The organism is Vibrio hepatarius, from assembly GCF_011806575.1.
Taxonomy (GTDB): Bacteria; Pseudomonadota; Gammaproteobacteria; order Enterobacterales; family Vibrionaceae; genus Vibrio; species Vibrio hepatarius_A.
The window spans coordinates 37,663-52,269 of record NZ_JAATOO010000006.1; the positions used below are offsets into that span (position 1 = coordinate 37,663).

At 43.6% G+C, this 14,607-nt stretch carries 12 protein-coding genes; 9 read left to right on the forward strand and 3 right to left on the reverse strand.

The annotated features are described in order from the left end of the window. The first annotated feature begins 45 nt into the window (after positions 1-45). The 4 genes from HCZ42_RS06045 to HCZ42_RS06060 all read left to right on the forward strand — a co-directional run bounded on the left by HCZ42_RS06045 (position 46) and on the right by HCZ42_RS06060 (position 4,531). Positions 46-1,449 (forward strand): APC family permease, encoded by a 1,404-nt coding sequence (locus HCZ42_RS06045; protein WP_167419846.1) that lies wholly within the window; start codon positions 46-48, stop codon positions 1,447-1,449. A 15-nt stretch (positions 1,450-1,464) separates the two neighbouring features. Then, positions 1,465-2,556: an agmatine deiminase gene (aguA, locus tag HCZ42_RS06050; RefSeq protein WP_167419847.1), complete on the forward strand. Its 1,092-nt coding sequence runs from the start codon at positions 1,465-1,467 to the stop codon at positions 2,554-2,556. A 78-nt stretch (positions 2,557-2,634) separates the two neighbouring features. Next, the gene (gene argF, locus HCZ42_RS06055; RefSeq protein WP_167419848.1) at positions 2,635-3,681 is read left to right on the forward strand and encodes an ornithine carbamoyltransferase; all 1,047 of its coding nucleotides are present in this window, start codon (positions 2,635-2,637) and stop codon (positions 3,679-3,681) included. Positions 3,682-3,937: 256 nt separating this feature from the next. Continuing rightward, positions 3,938-4,531 carry a DJ-1/PfpI family protein gene (locus HCZ42_RS06060; RefSeq protein WP_167419849.1) on the forward strand — a complete coding sequence of 198 codons (594 nt, stop codon included), beginning with the start codon at positions 3,938-3,940 and terminating at the stop codon, positions 4,529-4,531. A gap of 79 nt (positions 4,532-4,610) precedes the next feature. On the opposite strand, the gene HCZ42_RS06065 is transcribed toward HCZ42_RS06060, so the two are convergent. Continuing rightward, on the reverse strand, positions 4,611-5,693 hold the full coding sequence (locus tag HCZ42_RS06065) for an ABC transporter substrate-binding protein (protein WP_167419850.1): 1,083 nt from the start codon (positions 5,691-5,693) through the stop codon (positions 4,611-4,613). Positions 5,694-5,899: 206 nt separating this feature from the next. Here HCZ42_RS06065 and HCZ42_RS06070 point away from each other — a divergent pair, with 206 nt between their 5' ends. Further along, positions 5,900-6,952, forward strand: a complete 1,053-nt coding sequence (locus tag HCZ42_RS06070) for a FecCD family ABC transporter permease (protein ID WP_167419851.1) — start codon at positions 5,900-5,902, stop codon at positions 6,950-6,952. Then, positions 6,952-7,722 carry an ABC transporter ATP-binding protein gene (locus HCZ42_RS06075; protein WP_254868898.1) on the forward strand — a complete coding sequence of 257 codons (771 nt, stop codon included), beginning with the start codon at positions 6,952-6,954 and terminating at the stop codon, positions 7,720-7,722. The genes HCZ42_RS06070 and HCZ42_RS06075 overlap by 1 nt, the downstream gene beginning before the upstream one ends. A gap of 39 nt (positions 7,723-7,761) precedes the next feature. Here HCZ42_RS06075 and HCZ42_RS06080 read toward each other — a convergent pair whose 3' ends face one another. Both HCZ42_RS06080 and HCZ42_RS06085 read right to left on the reverse strand, forming a co-directional pair. Beyond that, positions 7,762-8,451 carry an Ig-like domain-containing protein gene (locus tag HCZ42_RS06080; protein ID WP_167419852.1) on the reverse strand — a complete coding sequence of 230 codons (690 nt, stop codon included), beginning with the start codon at positions 8,449-8,451 and terminating at the stop codon, positions 7,762-7,764. A 442-nt stretch (positions 8,452-8,893) separates the two neighbouring features. Beyond that, positions 8,894-9,565, reverse strand: coding sequence for an EAL domain-containing protein (locus tag HCZ42_RS06085; RefSeq protein WP_167419853.1), 672 nt, complete (start codon positions 9,563-9,565; stop codon positions 8,894-8,896). A 1,085-nt stretch (positions 9,566-10,650) separates the two neighbouring features. On the opposite strand from HCZ42_RS06085, the gene HCZ42_RS06090 reads away from it, so the two are divergent. The 3 genes from HCZ42_RS06090 (at position 10,651) to HCZ42_RS06100 (ending at position 14,606) form a co-directional block, all read left to right on the forward strand. Next, a complete protein-coding gene (locus HCZ42_RS06090) occupies positions 10,651-11,232 on the forward strand; it encodes a hypothetical protein (RefSeq protein ID WP_167419854.1) in 582 nt (193 codons plus the stop codon). 66 nt (positions 11,233-11,298) lie between these two features. Then, positions 11,299-11,844, forward strand: coding sequence for a hypothetical protein (locus HCZ42_RS06095; protein WP_167419855.1), 546 nt, complete (start codon positions 11,299-11,301; stop codon positions 11,842-11,844). Continuing rightward, the gene (locus HCZ42_RS06100) at positions 11,841-14,606 is read left to right on the forward strand and encodes a CS1-pili formation C-terminal domain-containing protein (protein WP_167419856.1); all 2,766 of its coding nucleotides are present in this window, start codon (positions 11,841-11,843) and stop codon (positions 14,604-14,606) included. Before HCZ42_RS06095 ends, HCZ42_RS06100 begins: the two co-directional genes overlap by 4 nt. The last annotated feature ends 1 nt before the right edge of the window (position 14,607 follow it).

The following is a 14,607-nucleotide window of genomic DNA, read 5'->3' on the forward strand; positions in this document are numbered from 1 at the left end:
TTCACTTTTAATAATTGCCATATTCGGTAGTTAAGGAGCGAAACAATGAGTAACGAAACTCAAGGAAAAATGGGGGTCATGAGTATTGCACTATTTACTTTATGTGCAGTACTTGTGGTCGACACTCTCACCGCATCCGCCAGTATAGGGGTCAGCTCGATCGGCTGGTGGGTTGTGATGCTAATCTTTTTTGTTATCCCTTACGGATTAATCACTTCTGAGCTAAGCACGACTTACCCGGGCGATGGCGGTATTTATGACTGGGTAAAAGAAGCGTTCAACTTTAAATGGGCGGTTCGTACCACCTGGTTTTACTGGATTAACGTCGGCTTATGGATGCCAGCGGTATACATCATGTTCGCGGGCATGTTCGCCGAACTGTTTATGCCAGACCTCTCTTTGTGGGGACAAATCGCTATCTGTGTGGCGCTGACTTGGTTCACGGTCTGGATCTGTAATGTGTCAGCCGATATCGGTGTTTGGGTCACTAACATTGGTGCACTGCTAAAAATCTTGGTTATTGGCACGCTGGGTGTGGGCGGCTTTGTCTACGCAATGAAGAACGGTGTGGCGAACGAATTTACCTTCTCAGCCATAGTGCCAACGTTGGATTCTGCGGTCGCGTTTCTGCCAGCGATTGTGTTCAACCTAATGGGCTTTGAGCTAGTGGCGACCATGACCAAAGAGATGAAAGACGTGCGCGATATGCCGAAAGCGGTGTTCTTATCGATTGGCATTACGGCGTTCCTCTACATCTTCGGCACTATTGGCATCTTGATGGCGCTACCAGTAGCAAGCATCGGCTTGGTGGCGGGTCTTATCGACACATTCAAAACCTTGTTTGGTGACGGACCACTTGGCAACGCGATGGTGTACTTCTTTGGTGTCTGCGCGCTGCTAACCCTTATCGGCAACATGGTGAGTTGGACGATGGGCGCAAGCCGCGCTGCTGCAGAAGCGGCGCAAGAAGGTGAGTTACCAGCACCGGTGGCGAAGATGTCTGACAAAGGCTCGCCGGTTGGCGCGAACAACATCACCGGTATGGTGTCAACTGTGGTGATTCTATCTTACGCATTCTTTGCTCAAGGTAACGATGACTTGTTTTGGTCCATCTTTGCCTTCTCAAGCTGCATTTTCTTATTGCCTTACCTGTTTATGTTCCCTGCGTACCTAAAACTGCGTTTGGTAGATGGCGAACGTGAACGCCCATTCAAAGTACCGGGTGGTCTTGCAGCGCAATGCATCATGTCAGTCGTGTGCTTCTTAGTCGTTTTCCAAGCGGTGGTGCTGTTCATCTTCCCAGAAGCCCTAGAGCTGACGGTAGCGGACTGGAACTACACCGCTCCAGTATTAATCGGCGTCATTGCCACGATCTTAATCGGTGAGTGGATCTTACTAGGCGCCTTGAAACGCAAAAATCAACAAGTCGAACAAAGAGCTAAGGCTTAGTTCAGGAGATTGACGATGAAAAAGCTATTAGAAACAACACCAAAACAAGATGGGTTCAGAATGCCAGGTGAGCACGAACCTCATAGCGAAATCTGGATGGCTTGGCCAGAGCGTACTGACAACTGGCGAAATGGTGCTAAACCAGCGCAGAAAGTGTTTGCCGAAGTGGCGAAACAAATCAACAAAACCACACCTGTGACCATGTTGGTTAGCGCCGACCAATACGACAATGCGGTGTCTCGTCTGCCTGATGATATTCGCGTACTTGAAGTCTCTACCGACGATTCTTGGATGCGTGATATTGGCGCGAGCTATGTTGTCAACGATAAGGGTGAGCGTCGCGGTGTGGATTGGGAATTCAACGCATGGGGTGGATTTGTTGATGGTCTTTACTGGCCTTGGAAACGTGATGACCAAGTGGCGCAGAAGATGTGTGAAGTGACCGCAGACTCCCGTTACCGTGCACCAATCGTACTAGAAGGTGGCTCTATCCACATTGACGGTGAAGGTACCTTATACACCACCGAAGAGTGCTTGCTTGATGAGAGCCGTAATCCGGATCTAAGCAAAGAAGAGCTGACCGAGGTGCTTTGCCAGCACCTCAACGTGGAGAAGATTATTTGGCTGCCACGCGGCTTGTATAACGATGAAACCAACGGCCACGTCGACAATATTCTCCACATTGTGAAACCCGGCGAAGTGGTGCTGACCTGGTGTGACGACCAAAACGATCCGCAGTACGAAATCAGCCGCGAGGCGTACGACTGCCTAACTAGCCAAACGGATGCCAAAGGTCGCAAGATCGTCGTGCATAAATTGCCGATGCCGGGCCCGTTGTACATGGCGGAAGAAGAAGCGGCAGGCATTGATATCGCTGAAGGGATGGAACGTGAAGCGGGCGAGCGTCTAGCTGCCTCTTACGCCAATTACCTCATCACCAATCACCAGATTGTTCTGCCTTTACTGGATGAGCGTTACGACGCTGAAGTGAAAGCGATTCTCGAGAACATTTACCCGGGTTACGAAGTAAACGGTGTTCCAGCTCGCGAGATCTTACTCGGTGGCGGCAATATTCACTGCATTACTCAACAAGTACCACAAGTTTAAACCCATTCAAATCCAACAACTTAAAACAAATGGGGCCGCTTTTGGCGAGCCCCAGACGACAAGAATAGGAATATTATTATGAAATTACCTTCTTCAAGCGCGACTGACCTAAACAAAGCGAACATTGAGCACATGGTGTCGATGAAAGACTTCTCGGTTCAAGAGATGGACAACATGATGGAGCTAATGAGCTATTTAAAACAAGCTCGTAAAGACAATGCAATTCCACAACTATTTAAAGGCAAGTCGGTAGGGATGATTTTTGAAGCGGGCTCGACTCGAACCCGTGTGTCTTTTGAAGTGGCGGCAACACTACTCGGCGGTCATGCGTTATTCCTATCACCAAAAGACATTCACCTAGGCGGTAAAGAGTCTATCGATGATACCTCTCGTGTGCTTTCACGCATGTGTGATGTGATCATGGCGCGTACCAACAGCCCAGAAACATTGGATGGCTTACTAGAAATGTCGACCGTGCCTGTGATCAACGGCTTAGATACGCGTTTCCATCCAACTCAGATGCTGGCGGACTTGTTCACCATTCGCGAGCACATTACCGATGGACGCCAACTGAATGAACTGACTTTGGCATTTATGGGTGACGCGACGGACGTGTGTCGTTCACTGATGTTGACTTGTGCGAAATACGGTATGGGCTTTAAGCAAATTGGTCCTAAGAAATACCAAATGGAACCTGAATGGGTAGAGTTGGCAGAGTCTTTCTGCAAAGAGTCTGGCGGCCATATTGAGATTACCGATGATGTGGAGCGAATCAGCGATTGCGATGTCGTCTACGGTGATAGCTTCTACTGGGTGACACAAATGGACGAGAAAGAAGAGCGCTTAGCAGCGTTTATGCCAGACTACGTGATCACCGAAGAGCTGATGGCAAAAGCTAAACCAGGGGCGATGTTGCTGCACTGCTTACCAGCGAACGACAAAGAAGAGGTAACTCGCGGCGCATTAGAAAGCGAATACTCAGTGGCGTTTGATGAAGCGGAAAACCGTTTGACTGCGCAAATGGCGATTTTAGTTTACTTCACGCACAAAGATACCGTCACACCGAGCGAAGAAACCATTAAACGTCATGAAGACAAAATCTTAACTTTCCTAAGTACTTTGTAAGTCGTCATCACTTGGCGGCCAAATAACAACGTTTACTGAGTATTTAGCATCAAATGTGACTAACTGCTGCGTTTGATTAAGTTCTAGCCCCAAGCTCTACGAGTCTGGGGCTTTCTGTTGTACCAGGCATTAAGCGAAAACAGCGTGACGTACTCTCTAAGAAATTACATCCACACAAATTAAAATTGAAATGACGTTTTATTTTTATGTTATTATGAGGCTAAACTTTACTTTATTGAATTGAAGAGGGATTCCCATGCAAAAGACAGTGGCTGTGTTACTAGCAGATGGTTTTGAAGAAGGCGAAGCGGTGGTGTTCATCGACGTGGTTCGACGCAGCGGTATGCAAGTTGACGTGCTGGCTTGTAAAGACAATGTCGTCATGAAAACCTATTTCGATACTCGTATCAGCGCTGATTTCACTTTGGCAGAAAAATTCGAACAGGATTACGACGCAGTCATGATGCCAGGTGGCCCTGAAGGAACGGACAATTTGACGAGTAACCCACTGGTGATTGAGTTTTTGAAACGTCACATAGATGCAGGAAAATACATTTGTGCGCTTTGTTCATCGCCAGCAAAAGTATTGGGCAAACATGGTCTGCTAGAAGGTAAACACTTCACAACGGGGAGTGGTTTGGAAACCTTAGTTGAGAAAGGGGAGTACTTAGACCGTAAAGTGGTTGTGGATGGTAACTTTATTACGGGCAAAGGTTTAGGCGTGAGCTTTGATTTTGCGCTGACGGTTGCTCAAACTCTTCGCACCGATGACCCAGACCATATTCTTTGGCAAGCGGACCACATTTATTACGAAGGTTGGCCAGAGTCTGTTGAGCGTATTGAAGCATAAGCTTATTGCCGCTTCTGCTTAAAAATTCGAGATGTATGTCAGGTCGGTACGAATTCAACCTGACATACATAAACCTAAACTACAACTGCGTTACAAACGAACCACTTGGCGTGACTGGCAAGTATTTAGAGTAGAAGTCTAAGTACGCTTGCTTTGGATCTAAGTCTTTGAACTGCTCGGGATACATTGCTTTAGCGTAAAATTGCAGCATTGCGCCATCGAGAATGGTGCGGCATGCACCGTGATAAGCAGCATACATGCGGTTGTTCTTAACCGCTGCAATTGATGCCCAACCAATGCGCTGCTTAAATCCGGCCAAACGCTGCTTAGCAAGTTCTTCATCGACACCTTGTCCCATCACCATTGCGTCATCAGAGCTGCCTGACTCATAACCCGTCATGACAATCACATCAGGGTTAGCAACGATAATTTGTTCTGGATTGAGTTTCCCCCACCATTCAACAAACGGCGCTGAAATATTGTCGCCACCCGCCATTGTAGCAATCGCCCCCCACATGTTTTTGCCAAAGGTATAGCCGACTTCATTCACGCCAGCAGCGCCATATTCGGTATAGACTTTCGGCTTTTCTAGCTTGGCAGACTCTAGTCGTTGGGTGATCATCTCTAGGTTCTGCTGGTATTCATTTGCGATTTTTGCTGCACGCTCTTCCTGGCCTGTGAGCACGCCAATCAGTTGTGTACTTTTGAGGTGACGCTCAAGAGTCTGCGCATTGTAGTCGACCACTACTACGGGGATGCCAGCATCTTCGATACGTTCAATTTCTGAACCGAGTCCCTTATATTGCCAGTCTGCCAGCATTAGGACGTCAGGGTTTAGACTAATCACTTTTTCAGCAGAAAACGTATTGGTATCGACACGGCCAATTTCAGGAATTTTGTCGAGGGAAGGGCGGTGCTTAACGTAGAGTTCCCAGTTTGCAGAGCGCGCTTGCCAAATGTACTTCGACATACCGACAACATTGTCATACGCCGCTTCTGTGCCAATCGCCATATAGTCTTCAGGGTAGAAACCGACAATCGCGCGTTTAGCTGGTGCGTCAAAGGTGACTTCTCGACCTAGTACGTCGGTAACGGTTGTGATTTCTGCAAATGCCGAAGCGCTGATCGTAAGCGCCGCAAAACTGAGTAGTGTTTTATACATGGTGATTTAGACTCTTTTCTATATGCCAGAGTTCGCTGGCTCCCTTAGCTAAGTTATCGATGATAATATTTTTATTAATCGTTATGCAAATTATTATCATTTTTGTTAGTATGCCTGTTCAGGCAAATGGGCAGCGCGTTTGTCTAAAAACAAACCGCAGTGTCGTGGAAAAGAAAGTCAATTTTTAAGTAATCAGGTAGCGTTAGATGCAATCCGAAGCAGTATTACAAGCCATTGAAAATCAGAGAAAGTATGAGCGGAAACGTTTTCTTGTACTCAGTGTTTTCTGCCTTATTTTAGTTGTCTCATTTGTGCTCGATATCATGACTGGACCATCAATGCTGGATGCCAGTCGGGTTTTGTATGCGATATTGGAGTTTGTCGGTTTGCCGTTTCAGGTCGATGCCTCAACACAAGTCATTGTGACGAATTTACGTTTACCGATTGCGCTTATGGCGATTATTGTCGGCGGTTCTCTCGGTGTTGGTGGGGCAGAGATGCAGACCTTGCTGAATAACTCAATGGCTAGTCCGTATACTTTGGGTATGGCTGCGGCTGCGGGTTTCGGTGCTGCAATTACCCTTTATTTTGGTTCATTGGGTCTAGATAGTAATTACGCAGTACCGCTTGGCGCGTTCATTTGCTGCATGCTTTCAGCGTGTTTCCTCTTTGCCTTGGCTTCGATGCGCCATATCAGCTCTGGTCAACTAATACTGGCGGGTATTGCATTGTTGTTTTTGTTCCAGTCGCTGTTGTCTTTGGTGCAATTTGTCTCGTCTCCGGAGTTAAGTCAGCAAATCCTATTCTGGCTTTTCGGTAGTCTGTCGAAATCAAACTGGGGAAATTTATTCATTACCTCAGTGGTAGTCATCACTGGCGTCGTGTTGTTACTCAAAGATTCTTGGAAATTAACTGCACTACGGTTAGGAGAAGAGCGGGCCAAAAGTGTTGGTGTTAATGTCGCAAAGTTGCGTTTGAAGACACTATTCATCGTTGCTTTGATGACAGCGACGGTGACCAGTTTTGTCGGCATCATTGGATTTGTTGGTATTGTAGCGCCAAATATTGCCAAAATTTTGGTTGGAGAAGACCAGCGGTTCTTTTTACCTCTTTCTTTTCTAATTGGTGCGTTTCTCCTTTCTACTGCGTCTGTTCTTTCAAAAGTAATTGTGCCCGGCGCACTGTTTCCAATCGGGATTGTGACCGCAATTATTGGCGTGCCCTTCTTCTTTTGGTTGATTATCGCTAGGAGAGGTTAATGATGCTGACTGCAAACAAAATTCACATTCAGATTGGTTCATTGAGTTTGGCCAAAGGCATTGATTTTGCGCTGAAGCCAGGTCAAGTGACAGCGATTCTTGGTCCAAATGGAACAGGTAAGAGTACGTTACTCAAAGCGTTGTTTGGTGACATTAGATTGGAGTCGGGTGAGATCCATCATGGTGAGAACTCGCTAACACATAATTTACTCTCGCAGTGGCGAAACCAGTTTGGTTATATGCCACAAGACATCAACCTAGACGTTAACCTAACTGCGATTGAAGTTGTGTTGCTTGGGCAACTGGATGCGCTGAGCTTGCGAGTGGGAAATGAAGCGCTGAATAAGGCGCTGGGGATATTGGACCAGATTGGGCTTTCGCATCTCGCAAACAAAGATGTGAGCAAGCTTAGTGGTGGTCAACGGCAAATGATTCTCTTCGCCCAAGCACTAATGCGTGAGCCAAAGATTATGATGTTGGATGAACCTGTCAGTGCTCTCGACTTGCATTATCAACACGTATTGCTTGAGCATTTGGTAAGCCAGACTCGTCAAAAAGAGTACGTAACAATCATGGTGTTGCACGATCTCAATCTGGCTGCGCAGTATGCAGACAATCTACTCGTGCTCAAAAATGGACATTTGATGGCAACTGGACACCCAAAAGAGGTGCTAACGTCCGAACTTGTACAGGATATTTATGATGTTCAGGCACAAGTCATTGAAGACGAACATGGTGTGCCTTTTGTCCGTACTACTCGAACGTATTAGAGCGTATTTGAGGGCAAGTGAAACGGATAAATGAATGGCTTAGTTAATCCAACTGGTCACGCCAATCGCTTTACCGTCAGACATTTTCGTCATTGCAGAGAATTGTTTTGTTAAACCAACAGGCACGCTTTGCTTGCTGGGGGTAACGCTAAATTCCGTTACAATCGCTTCACTGACATTTAGAGTGGTGCTGTCACTCAAACTGTTTCCGTTGAATTCAAAGGACGCAGTGATAGTCGACGAACCGATAGCTTTACCGAGTGCAATGCCCTTACTTCCATCTATGTTTGAAATCGTCGCAACGTAACTATCGCTGCTGTTCCATTGCGTGGAGCGATCATTGCTAATATCAATTGCTTGGCCGTTAGAGAAAAATACCGTGGCGGTGAATGCTCTCGTTAAGCCCACTGGTGTGGAGCGTTCTTTCGGTGTAACAGTAAGTGAAGTAAGCACTGTGTCTGTAACTTCAAGGGTTACTGTGTCTTTGAACTCGCGTTTTTTAAAGTTACCAACGGCGGTGACCTCTACGATCCCCGCTTTGTTATATGTAGTTACAAGCCCGTTAGAATCTACAGTTGCAATTGAATCATCCGAACTGCTCCATTTCACATCGCGGTTGTTTGTGGCGTTAATCTCTTTGCCTTTCTTGTAAACTTCTTGCACTTTTAGTTGCTGTTGGAAACCAATTGGCACCGTGCTTTGCTTTGGTGTAACAACAAGCTCTTGCATTTTATGGTTACACCCGCTAAGCCCTACGGCGGCTATCAATAAGACTAATATTGACCGTATAGAAGGCCTAATCTTCATAGCTAAACTCCTTTATTTATAGACTAACGGCATAAAACCTATTAGTGACAGCATTTGGAGGTTAGTTTTACTTTCGATGCTAATGCGTTAACTGATATTTCGACTTAGCTGGCAGTTGAGAAGATGTATGGTGAGATAACTTTGGACGTTAAAAAGACTCTCACCTTTAGGGGAAGGTGAGAGTAAATATTACAACATAGATGATCTTAGAGTATGGATGGTGTAAACACCCAATACATTTACATCATAGCCTTTAACAACGTCGTTAAAGTAAGCATTCTGACAATAATATAAATTCATTTGCTAATTTTATAACCGAGAGATGACAATATTAAAGTTTAGTAAAGTGAGTAAAAAGGTAACTCTAAATTTTCGCCGAGAACGTGTTGTAGAGATATCCTTGCAACGCCCAAGTTTCAGGGGCATGTTGAGTTACCCAATCTCTATCACTCTCACTTTCAATGTACTCGACAATTAATTTCAAATTGTACTTCTCTAGTAGTTCATCAAGCTGTTCTTGATGATTAGATAACGAGGCAAAGTCAACCTTAATAAAACTATAAACATTGGTATCTAGCTCTTTGTACCTAAAGTCACTCTTATTTAACTCATAATCGTCTAAGGCAAGAAGTACATTGTTCTTGTTTAAGAAATTGATCCCTGTTCCAATTTCTGGACATTTGCCACAAGTATCTCGCTCGGTTATCTCGATAATAACGTTTACGTTTTTATGTGCCGCTTTTCGAGAGAGAATAACAATGTCACAAAGAAGGAATTTGTCACATAAATGGCTTCGTTCTAAATTGATAAATAGGTTTTTTCCGAATAGAACTTGGCTGTTTTCTTCGACGTAGCGTTCAAGTCGCCTTATTAGTCTTTGCGTAGAGTGAGGAAACATTAGGCCTTTGTTGTATATCTCATCTGCCTGCCTAATGGATAACCCCTCTGCATTGATAAGCACTTCGTAACCAATGTTCTCTCCTTTTAAATCATTGATTTCTTGTATCTTGTAGCCAAGGTTATGTTTGTTCGCCATGTTGCGATCTGACAAGTATCTATCTAACAGAAAACACATGTTTACATTCCTTTCTAGTTTGAGGTGATATGCGTCCTCAACAAAAAAACTCCTAAGAGCAATGACTGAAAGGGGAGGCCGTTACTCTTAGGAGAAAACTATTGCCATAGTTAAACGATTTAAGTTGCTATAACGAACAACTCATAATCATATTGTATAAATTTCCAATGTCATTGTAGGCAGGTAAATAAAAAAATAATGATGAATGCTAATAGCTTGATTGATTTCCGCTGTGATTGCGTTGGGTATTGGCGTCTCAATCATAATGTAAATCTGTATGCTAAATAATCACTATTGAGATTTTGTATAAAATCCCTATCTAGTATCAACAGGTACATCTTATGCAAAAGGTTAAATATCCATTTACACTGGATGGTAAAGTTTCAATAAAGTTTAATAAACATATAAAAGGTATGTTTTTCGAAACTGACGATAATAACAACTACGACATATCATTAGATGATTTCGTGATTAAATTATTTACTTACGATTCAGAATGTCGACTTTTAGTGGTTTCATTACACAAATCATTTTCGTTAATAAATGTTTCTGAATATGAGAAGTTAGGCAGTGGAATAGAATTAGAGCTGAGTAGTATTAAGATCGATCTAGTTTACTGTTTATATAACGCATCTGTTGTCAGCTATGAGATGACGTCCTCTCTAACTGAGAACGAGTCGGTCTCTAGCGTGACATTATCTCGTCCTTTGAAAATACACTTACTTTAAAATAAAAATGCTTATTATTATCTACTGGATTTTTAGTATACCGTTCCAATGTACTAGAAAACTAGTCTTATAGATCATGAAGGAAAGGTTTAATATGCTTGTAGGAATACTCCTAACCCACAACTGATATATTCACGTCGCTTACCTTTTTCGTATTTTTAGACCAAATGAATGTCGGTAACAAAATAGCATTCTTATTTATATTTAAATCACTTTGCTAACACATGTCTGTACAAGATAACTAACATTGGGTCTCGAGAGAACATGGAAACAAATGTTCTTATTAATAATAAGTTAAAGTACACACAAGGTAAGTTTATGAAATTAAGAAAGATTTTCTCAGCTTGTGCAATCGCACTAGTCGCTCAAGGCGTAAATGCAGCAGCTGGTGACACTGCAACAGCCACGGCAAACTGGCAAGGTGTTGTTCCTGGCGTAATTCAATCTAGCGGTTTTGTGATCACCGGTGAAGGCGGTGCACTAGTGACTCCTATTGGTCAGCTAATGCGTGCGCAAGACGGCACAATCGTAGCGCCTAATATTCAACTTGAAGCGCGTGACAACACTGGTACGGCAGCCGCTCCAGAAGTTGGTGAATTGGTTTCTACGACTCAACGTGATGACGGTCAAGGCGGTACAGAAGCTCGTTCTATCGAGTGGACGGTTGCTGATGTTGCTTTCTACGCAAACGGTTCTCCGGTGACAGGTATTGAGTGGTCAGTAAAGAACGATGGCACTGAATTAGCCACTGTTTCTTCAACTGGTGTGACGCAAGTTGCTTCTCACACAGGCGATATTCTTCTTCTAAATGCAGTTTCTACGTCTGACACAAGCGCTATTGACGCATACACAGGTCAAGACGCAGCGCTATCAGTAACAGTAGTGGCTTCAGAGCTTTAATTTAGAAAGCAGTCTGGGGCAATGCCATTCGAGATTGCCCCTATTTACTGGGATAGGAAGTATTACGTGAGAGTTATTGTCTGTAGCACTGCATTGTTGGCGGCTCTGACGGTCCCTAGTGCCGCAGCGGATTACAAAAGTCATACGTTTCAGGTATCGACCAATATTGACCGTTCAAACATGTTGGCAGATACGGTCAGTTTAAAGCTCGATCCTAGTTCAATAACGTTGGCTTATGACCCGGCTATCAGCACGTTTGCAGATAAGCCAGTCAAGCTCACTATTGAATCGGACGTTTATTCATTCGATTCACAATTAGAAGTAACGGGCTATCAGTTGTTTCTCATAAATAACGTCTCTAGTTGTTACTCCTCATTTAGGCCAGAGACTGAAAACAAACTTGATGGTTATGACAGTATCGCCAATGTCCATATCGATAACAAAGTGGAGCCGATGAAGATTGGTGAGGCGATTACTTACTCAGATACACAATTTGATTCAGAAAGTAGCGTGCTTGCCCATGATCTGATGCTTAAGTTCGAGTCCATAGGTGATGAGGAAGTTAGAAGTTGTAACGGCTCGTTTGTGGTGGGCTTTAGGTATGATTTATGAAAGGTGTATACAACTTATTAATTTGCATCTCTTTGATCATCTCATTTAGTGCTTTTTCAATGGGAGTGAATGTTCCTGAAGGTTTTGAAGGTTTCTTCGCATATCAAAAACAAAACCTAAAGTTAAAGCAACTAAACGGTGACTATCGTGATGTGGTTCTGCTGGCTGCCTACGATAGCGTAAAGCTGAGCGACGATTCTAGCGAAAATGCAAAGCTAAATGCCATGTTGTTGGACAACAATCTGAAGCCTCAGTACGTCGCAAAAATCCTAGCCGACCTAAAAGGTGGCGTCGCGGTTAGAAACAATGAGTGTAAAGAGCAAGAGCTATCAAACTGTGTGTTATTACCAACAGGTGAAGATTATGCTCTGGTTTTAGATTATGACAATAAACGCTTACTGCTATTTGTCAGCCCTAGCTTTGTCAATAAAGTCGAATCTAAGGTCGAGGGGAAATACCAACAAACTAAAAAAGATAACCCTGCGACCATTAACCATTTTTCAATTGATTTAGACAAATATGACGACTCTGATTTCAACTACAGCATCAATGACGAGTTGATGGTTGGGTTGAACTACGGTTACATCCAAAGTGAGGTGCAGTACCAGAGTTACAGCGATGAGTTTGATGTGTACAAGCTTGCGTATCATCTCGACTTCGACCAGTACAGTTTACGAGTTGGGCAGTTTATTGGCCATGAATCGATGAATAGCACAGATTTCCTGCGCGAAGGTTCAACGTTGAATGGTGTAACCGAGCGAACCATAGATTTTGGTTCATCTGACAATTTATTGTTGGGCAAGAAGAACGAAAACAAACAGCTCTATTTCTTCTCCCCATCGGTTGGTCGTTTGATCGTCAAAGATGCCGATAATGGTCGGATACTATTGAACCGAAACACTCCGCCTGGTCAGCAGTTTGTTTCTTACTCTGAGCTGCCATACGGTATTTACGATGTCATTCTAGAAATCCGTAATAACGACAACGTGTTGGTACAAGAAGCTCACACAATCTATAACAAACGTTCTGACAATTTGGCGCTTAACGACTACGACTTTCTACTTTCTGTCGGTCAGCTTGAGAGCAAAAACATCGTCGATAAAGTACAAGAAGAGGAGTTGATGTTTGCGCGTGGACTGACGAGCTTAAAAGTACACAATTCAACTCTTTTAGGGCTAGGTGTTACAGGCAGTGATTTAGGGGCCATCGCGACGGCGGGCTTAGAGTTCGATCTACCTTGGGATCTGTCTCTTCAGTCAACGTATAACTATGCCAACAGTGGCGAGACCTATTTTAATACGACATTGAACTTGGGTTTTTTAACTACCTCTTTTCAAGAGTACAAAGGGGGTAGTGACAGCAATTTAGCATCCAAGTTATACGGTTACGGCAACTTTAAACGTGCCTATGTAGGTAGCTCATTTAAGTTGTTTAACTTAGGTCAGGCAAGGTTAAGTGGCGCGTATAACTTTAACCAAAGCGATGTCACATCGATTGACTATGAAAACTATAACTTCGCATTCGGCTTGGGACGTCAGATTAACAACTATGTACGCATGGACGTCAATCTAGGTTACACAACCAATTCGCTGGAAGAAGACTTTGAGTTAGACAAGCTTGATGGAACTTTGACGGTAACGATCAATTTGAACCCAAAAGATTCTATCTCTTATCGCTCTACGGTTTATGGCTACAACCGACAGGTATCATCGATTAGAAATACTTTGTCAGCGTCGTCCATTATCGACGGAGAAAATTATCAGGACTACGGCGAAGTGAGTCATGTTTACAACAATGTTTCAGAGTCCTCGACCAGAGTCGATGCCTCTTACTCAGGTAATTACCGTAATGACTACTTACGTGCTAACGGGCTAGTCACTGCGGATACTCAAGGCAAGAGAGGGGCTTCACTGGGTTTTGATTCCTCACAAATCTTTGCCAACGGTAAAGGGTACGTTACCGCTGATAAAAGTAGCAGTTACGGCATTGTTGACTTACAACGCAACGGCGGTCAACAGCGTGCCGATGACGATAAAAAGCTGAAAGCTTATTTAACTGTCAAAGACCACGATGGCCAGTTGAAGAAAGTCTCACTTTACAACTACCAGACAGTTATCCCGATGGATGACTATCGACAGTACGCGATTGAGCTGAATACCGATGTCGGTGATCTACAAAACAGTGGTCGAGATTACACCTCGGGTTATTCCTACCCATCAGGCGTTATCGAGTTGACGACCAGTGTAGGTATCACCAAAAAGGTTATCTCAGGCTTTAAAGATATTTTTGATACACCGATTGCGAACCTAACGTGTGATGGTGCTGGTTGTTTAGATATATATGAGCTTTATGACGGTGTTTTCGATATTACGGTATTTGATGAACTGCCATTTACATTAAAAGCTGATGGTTTGGTGTGTGAGTTGGAAATTTATCAGGATAAAACTAATTACGGCACTAACTATTGCTTCCCAGAATTAAGGCTGGGAGAGTCAATCCTAATATCTGGTCATCCTGAAAACGATAAGATGGTTAAATACTTGGGTGAATATTATAAAGACTCTAATATATTTGATTTCATATCAAATATTGAAAGCAAGGATATGAAAGTTTATATGCTAGATAAGCGCGAGCGAATTGCCGTTTATGTTTCTTATGAAGATGAACTCCTTCTATCAAATAAACAGTTAGAAGAGATGGATATGCTACTTAAATTTGCGAGAACAAATACTCCTATCAATATTGGTGAGGTAAGGAAGTAAT

What these genes read in the sequence shown, in the direction of transcription:
- HCZ42_RS06045 (WP_167419846.1), top strand. Translation starts at nt 46, where the DNA reads ATGAGTAACGAAACTCAAGGAAAAATGGGGGTCATGAGTATTGCACTA.
- aguA (WP_167419847.1), top strand. Translation starts at nt 1,465, where the DNA reads ATGAAAAAGCTATTAGAAACAACACCAAAACAAGATGGGTTCAGAATG.
- argF (WP_167419848.1), top strand. Translation starts at nt 2,635, where the DNA reads ATGAAATTACCTTCTTCAAGCGCGACTGACCTAAACAAAGCGAACATT.
- HCZ42_RS06060 (WP_167419849.1), top strand. Translation starts at nt 3,938, where the DNA reads ATGCAAAAGACAGTGGCTGTGTTACTAGCAGATGGTTTTGAAGAAGGC.
- HCZ42_RS06065 (WP_167419850.1), bottom strand. Translation starts at nt 5,693, where the DNA reads ATGTATAAAACACTACTCAGTTTTGCGGCGCTTACGATCAGCGCTTCG.
- HCZ42_RS06070 (WP_167419851.1), top strand. Translation starts at nt 5,900, where the DNA reads ATGCAATCCGAAGCAGTATTACAAGCCATTGAAAATCAGAGAAAGTAT.
- HCZ42_RS06075 (WP_254868898.1), top strand. Translation starts at nt 6,952, where the DNA reads ATGATGCTGACTGCAAACAAAATTCACATTCAGATTGGTTCATTGAGT.
- HCZ42_RS06080 (WP_167419852.1), bottom strand. Translation starts at nt 8,451, where the DNA reads ATGCAAGAGCTTGTTGTTACACCAAAGCAAAGCACGGTGCCAATTGGT.
- HCZ42_RS06085 (WP_167419853.1), bottom strand. Translation starts at nt 9,565, where the DNA reads ATGGCGAACAAACATAACCTTGGCTACAAGATACAAGAAATCAATGAT.
- HCZ42_RS06090 (WP_167419854.1), top strand. Translation starts at nt 10,651, where the DNA reads ATGAAATTAAGAAAGATTTTCTCAGCTTGTGCAATCGCACTAGTCGCT.
- HCZ42_RS06100 (WP_167419856.1), top strand. Translation starts at nt 11,841, where the DNA reads ATGAAAGGTGTATACAACTTATTAATTTGCATCTCTTTGATCATCTCA.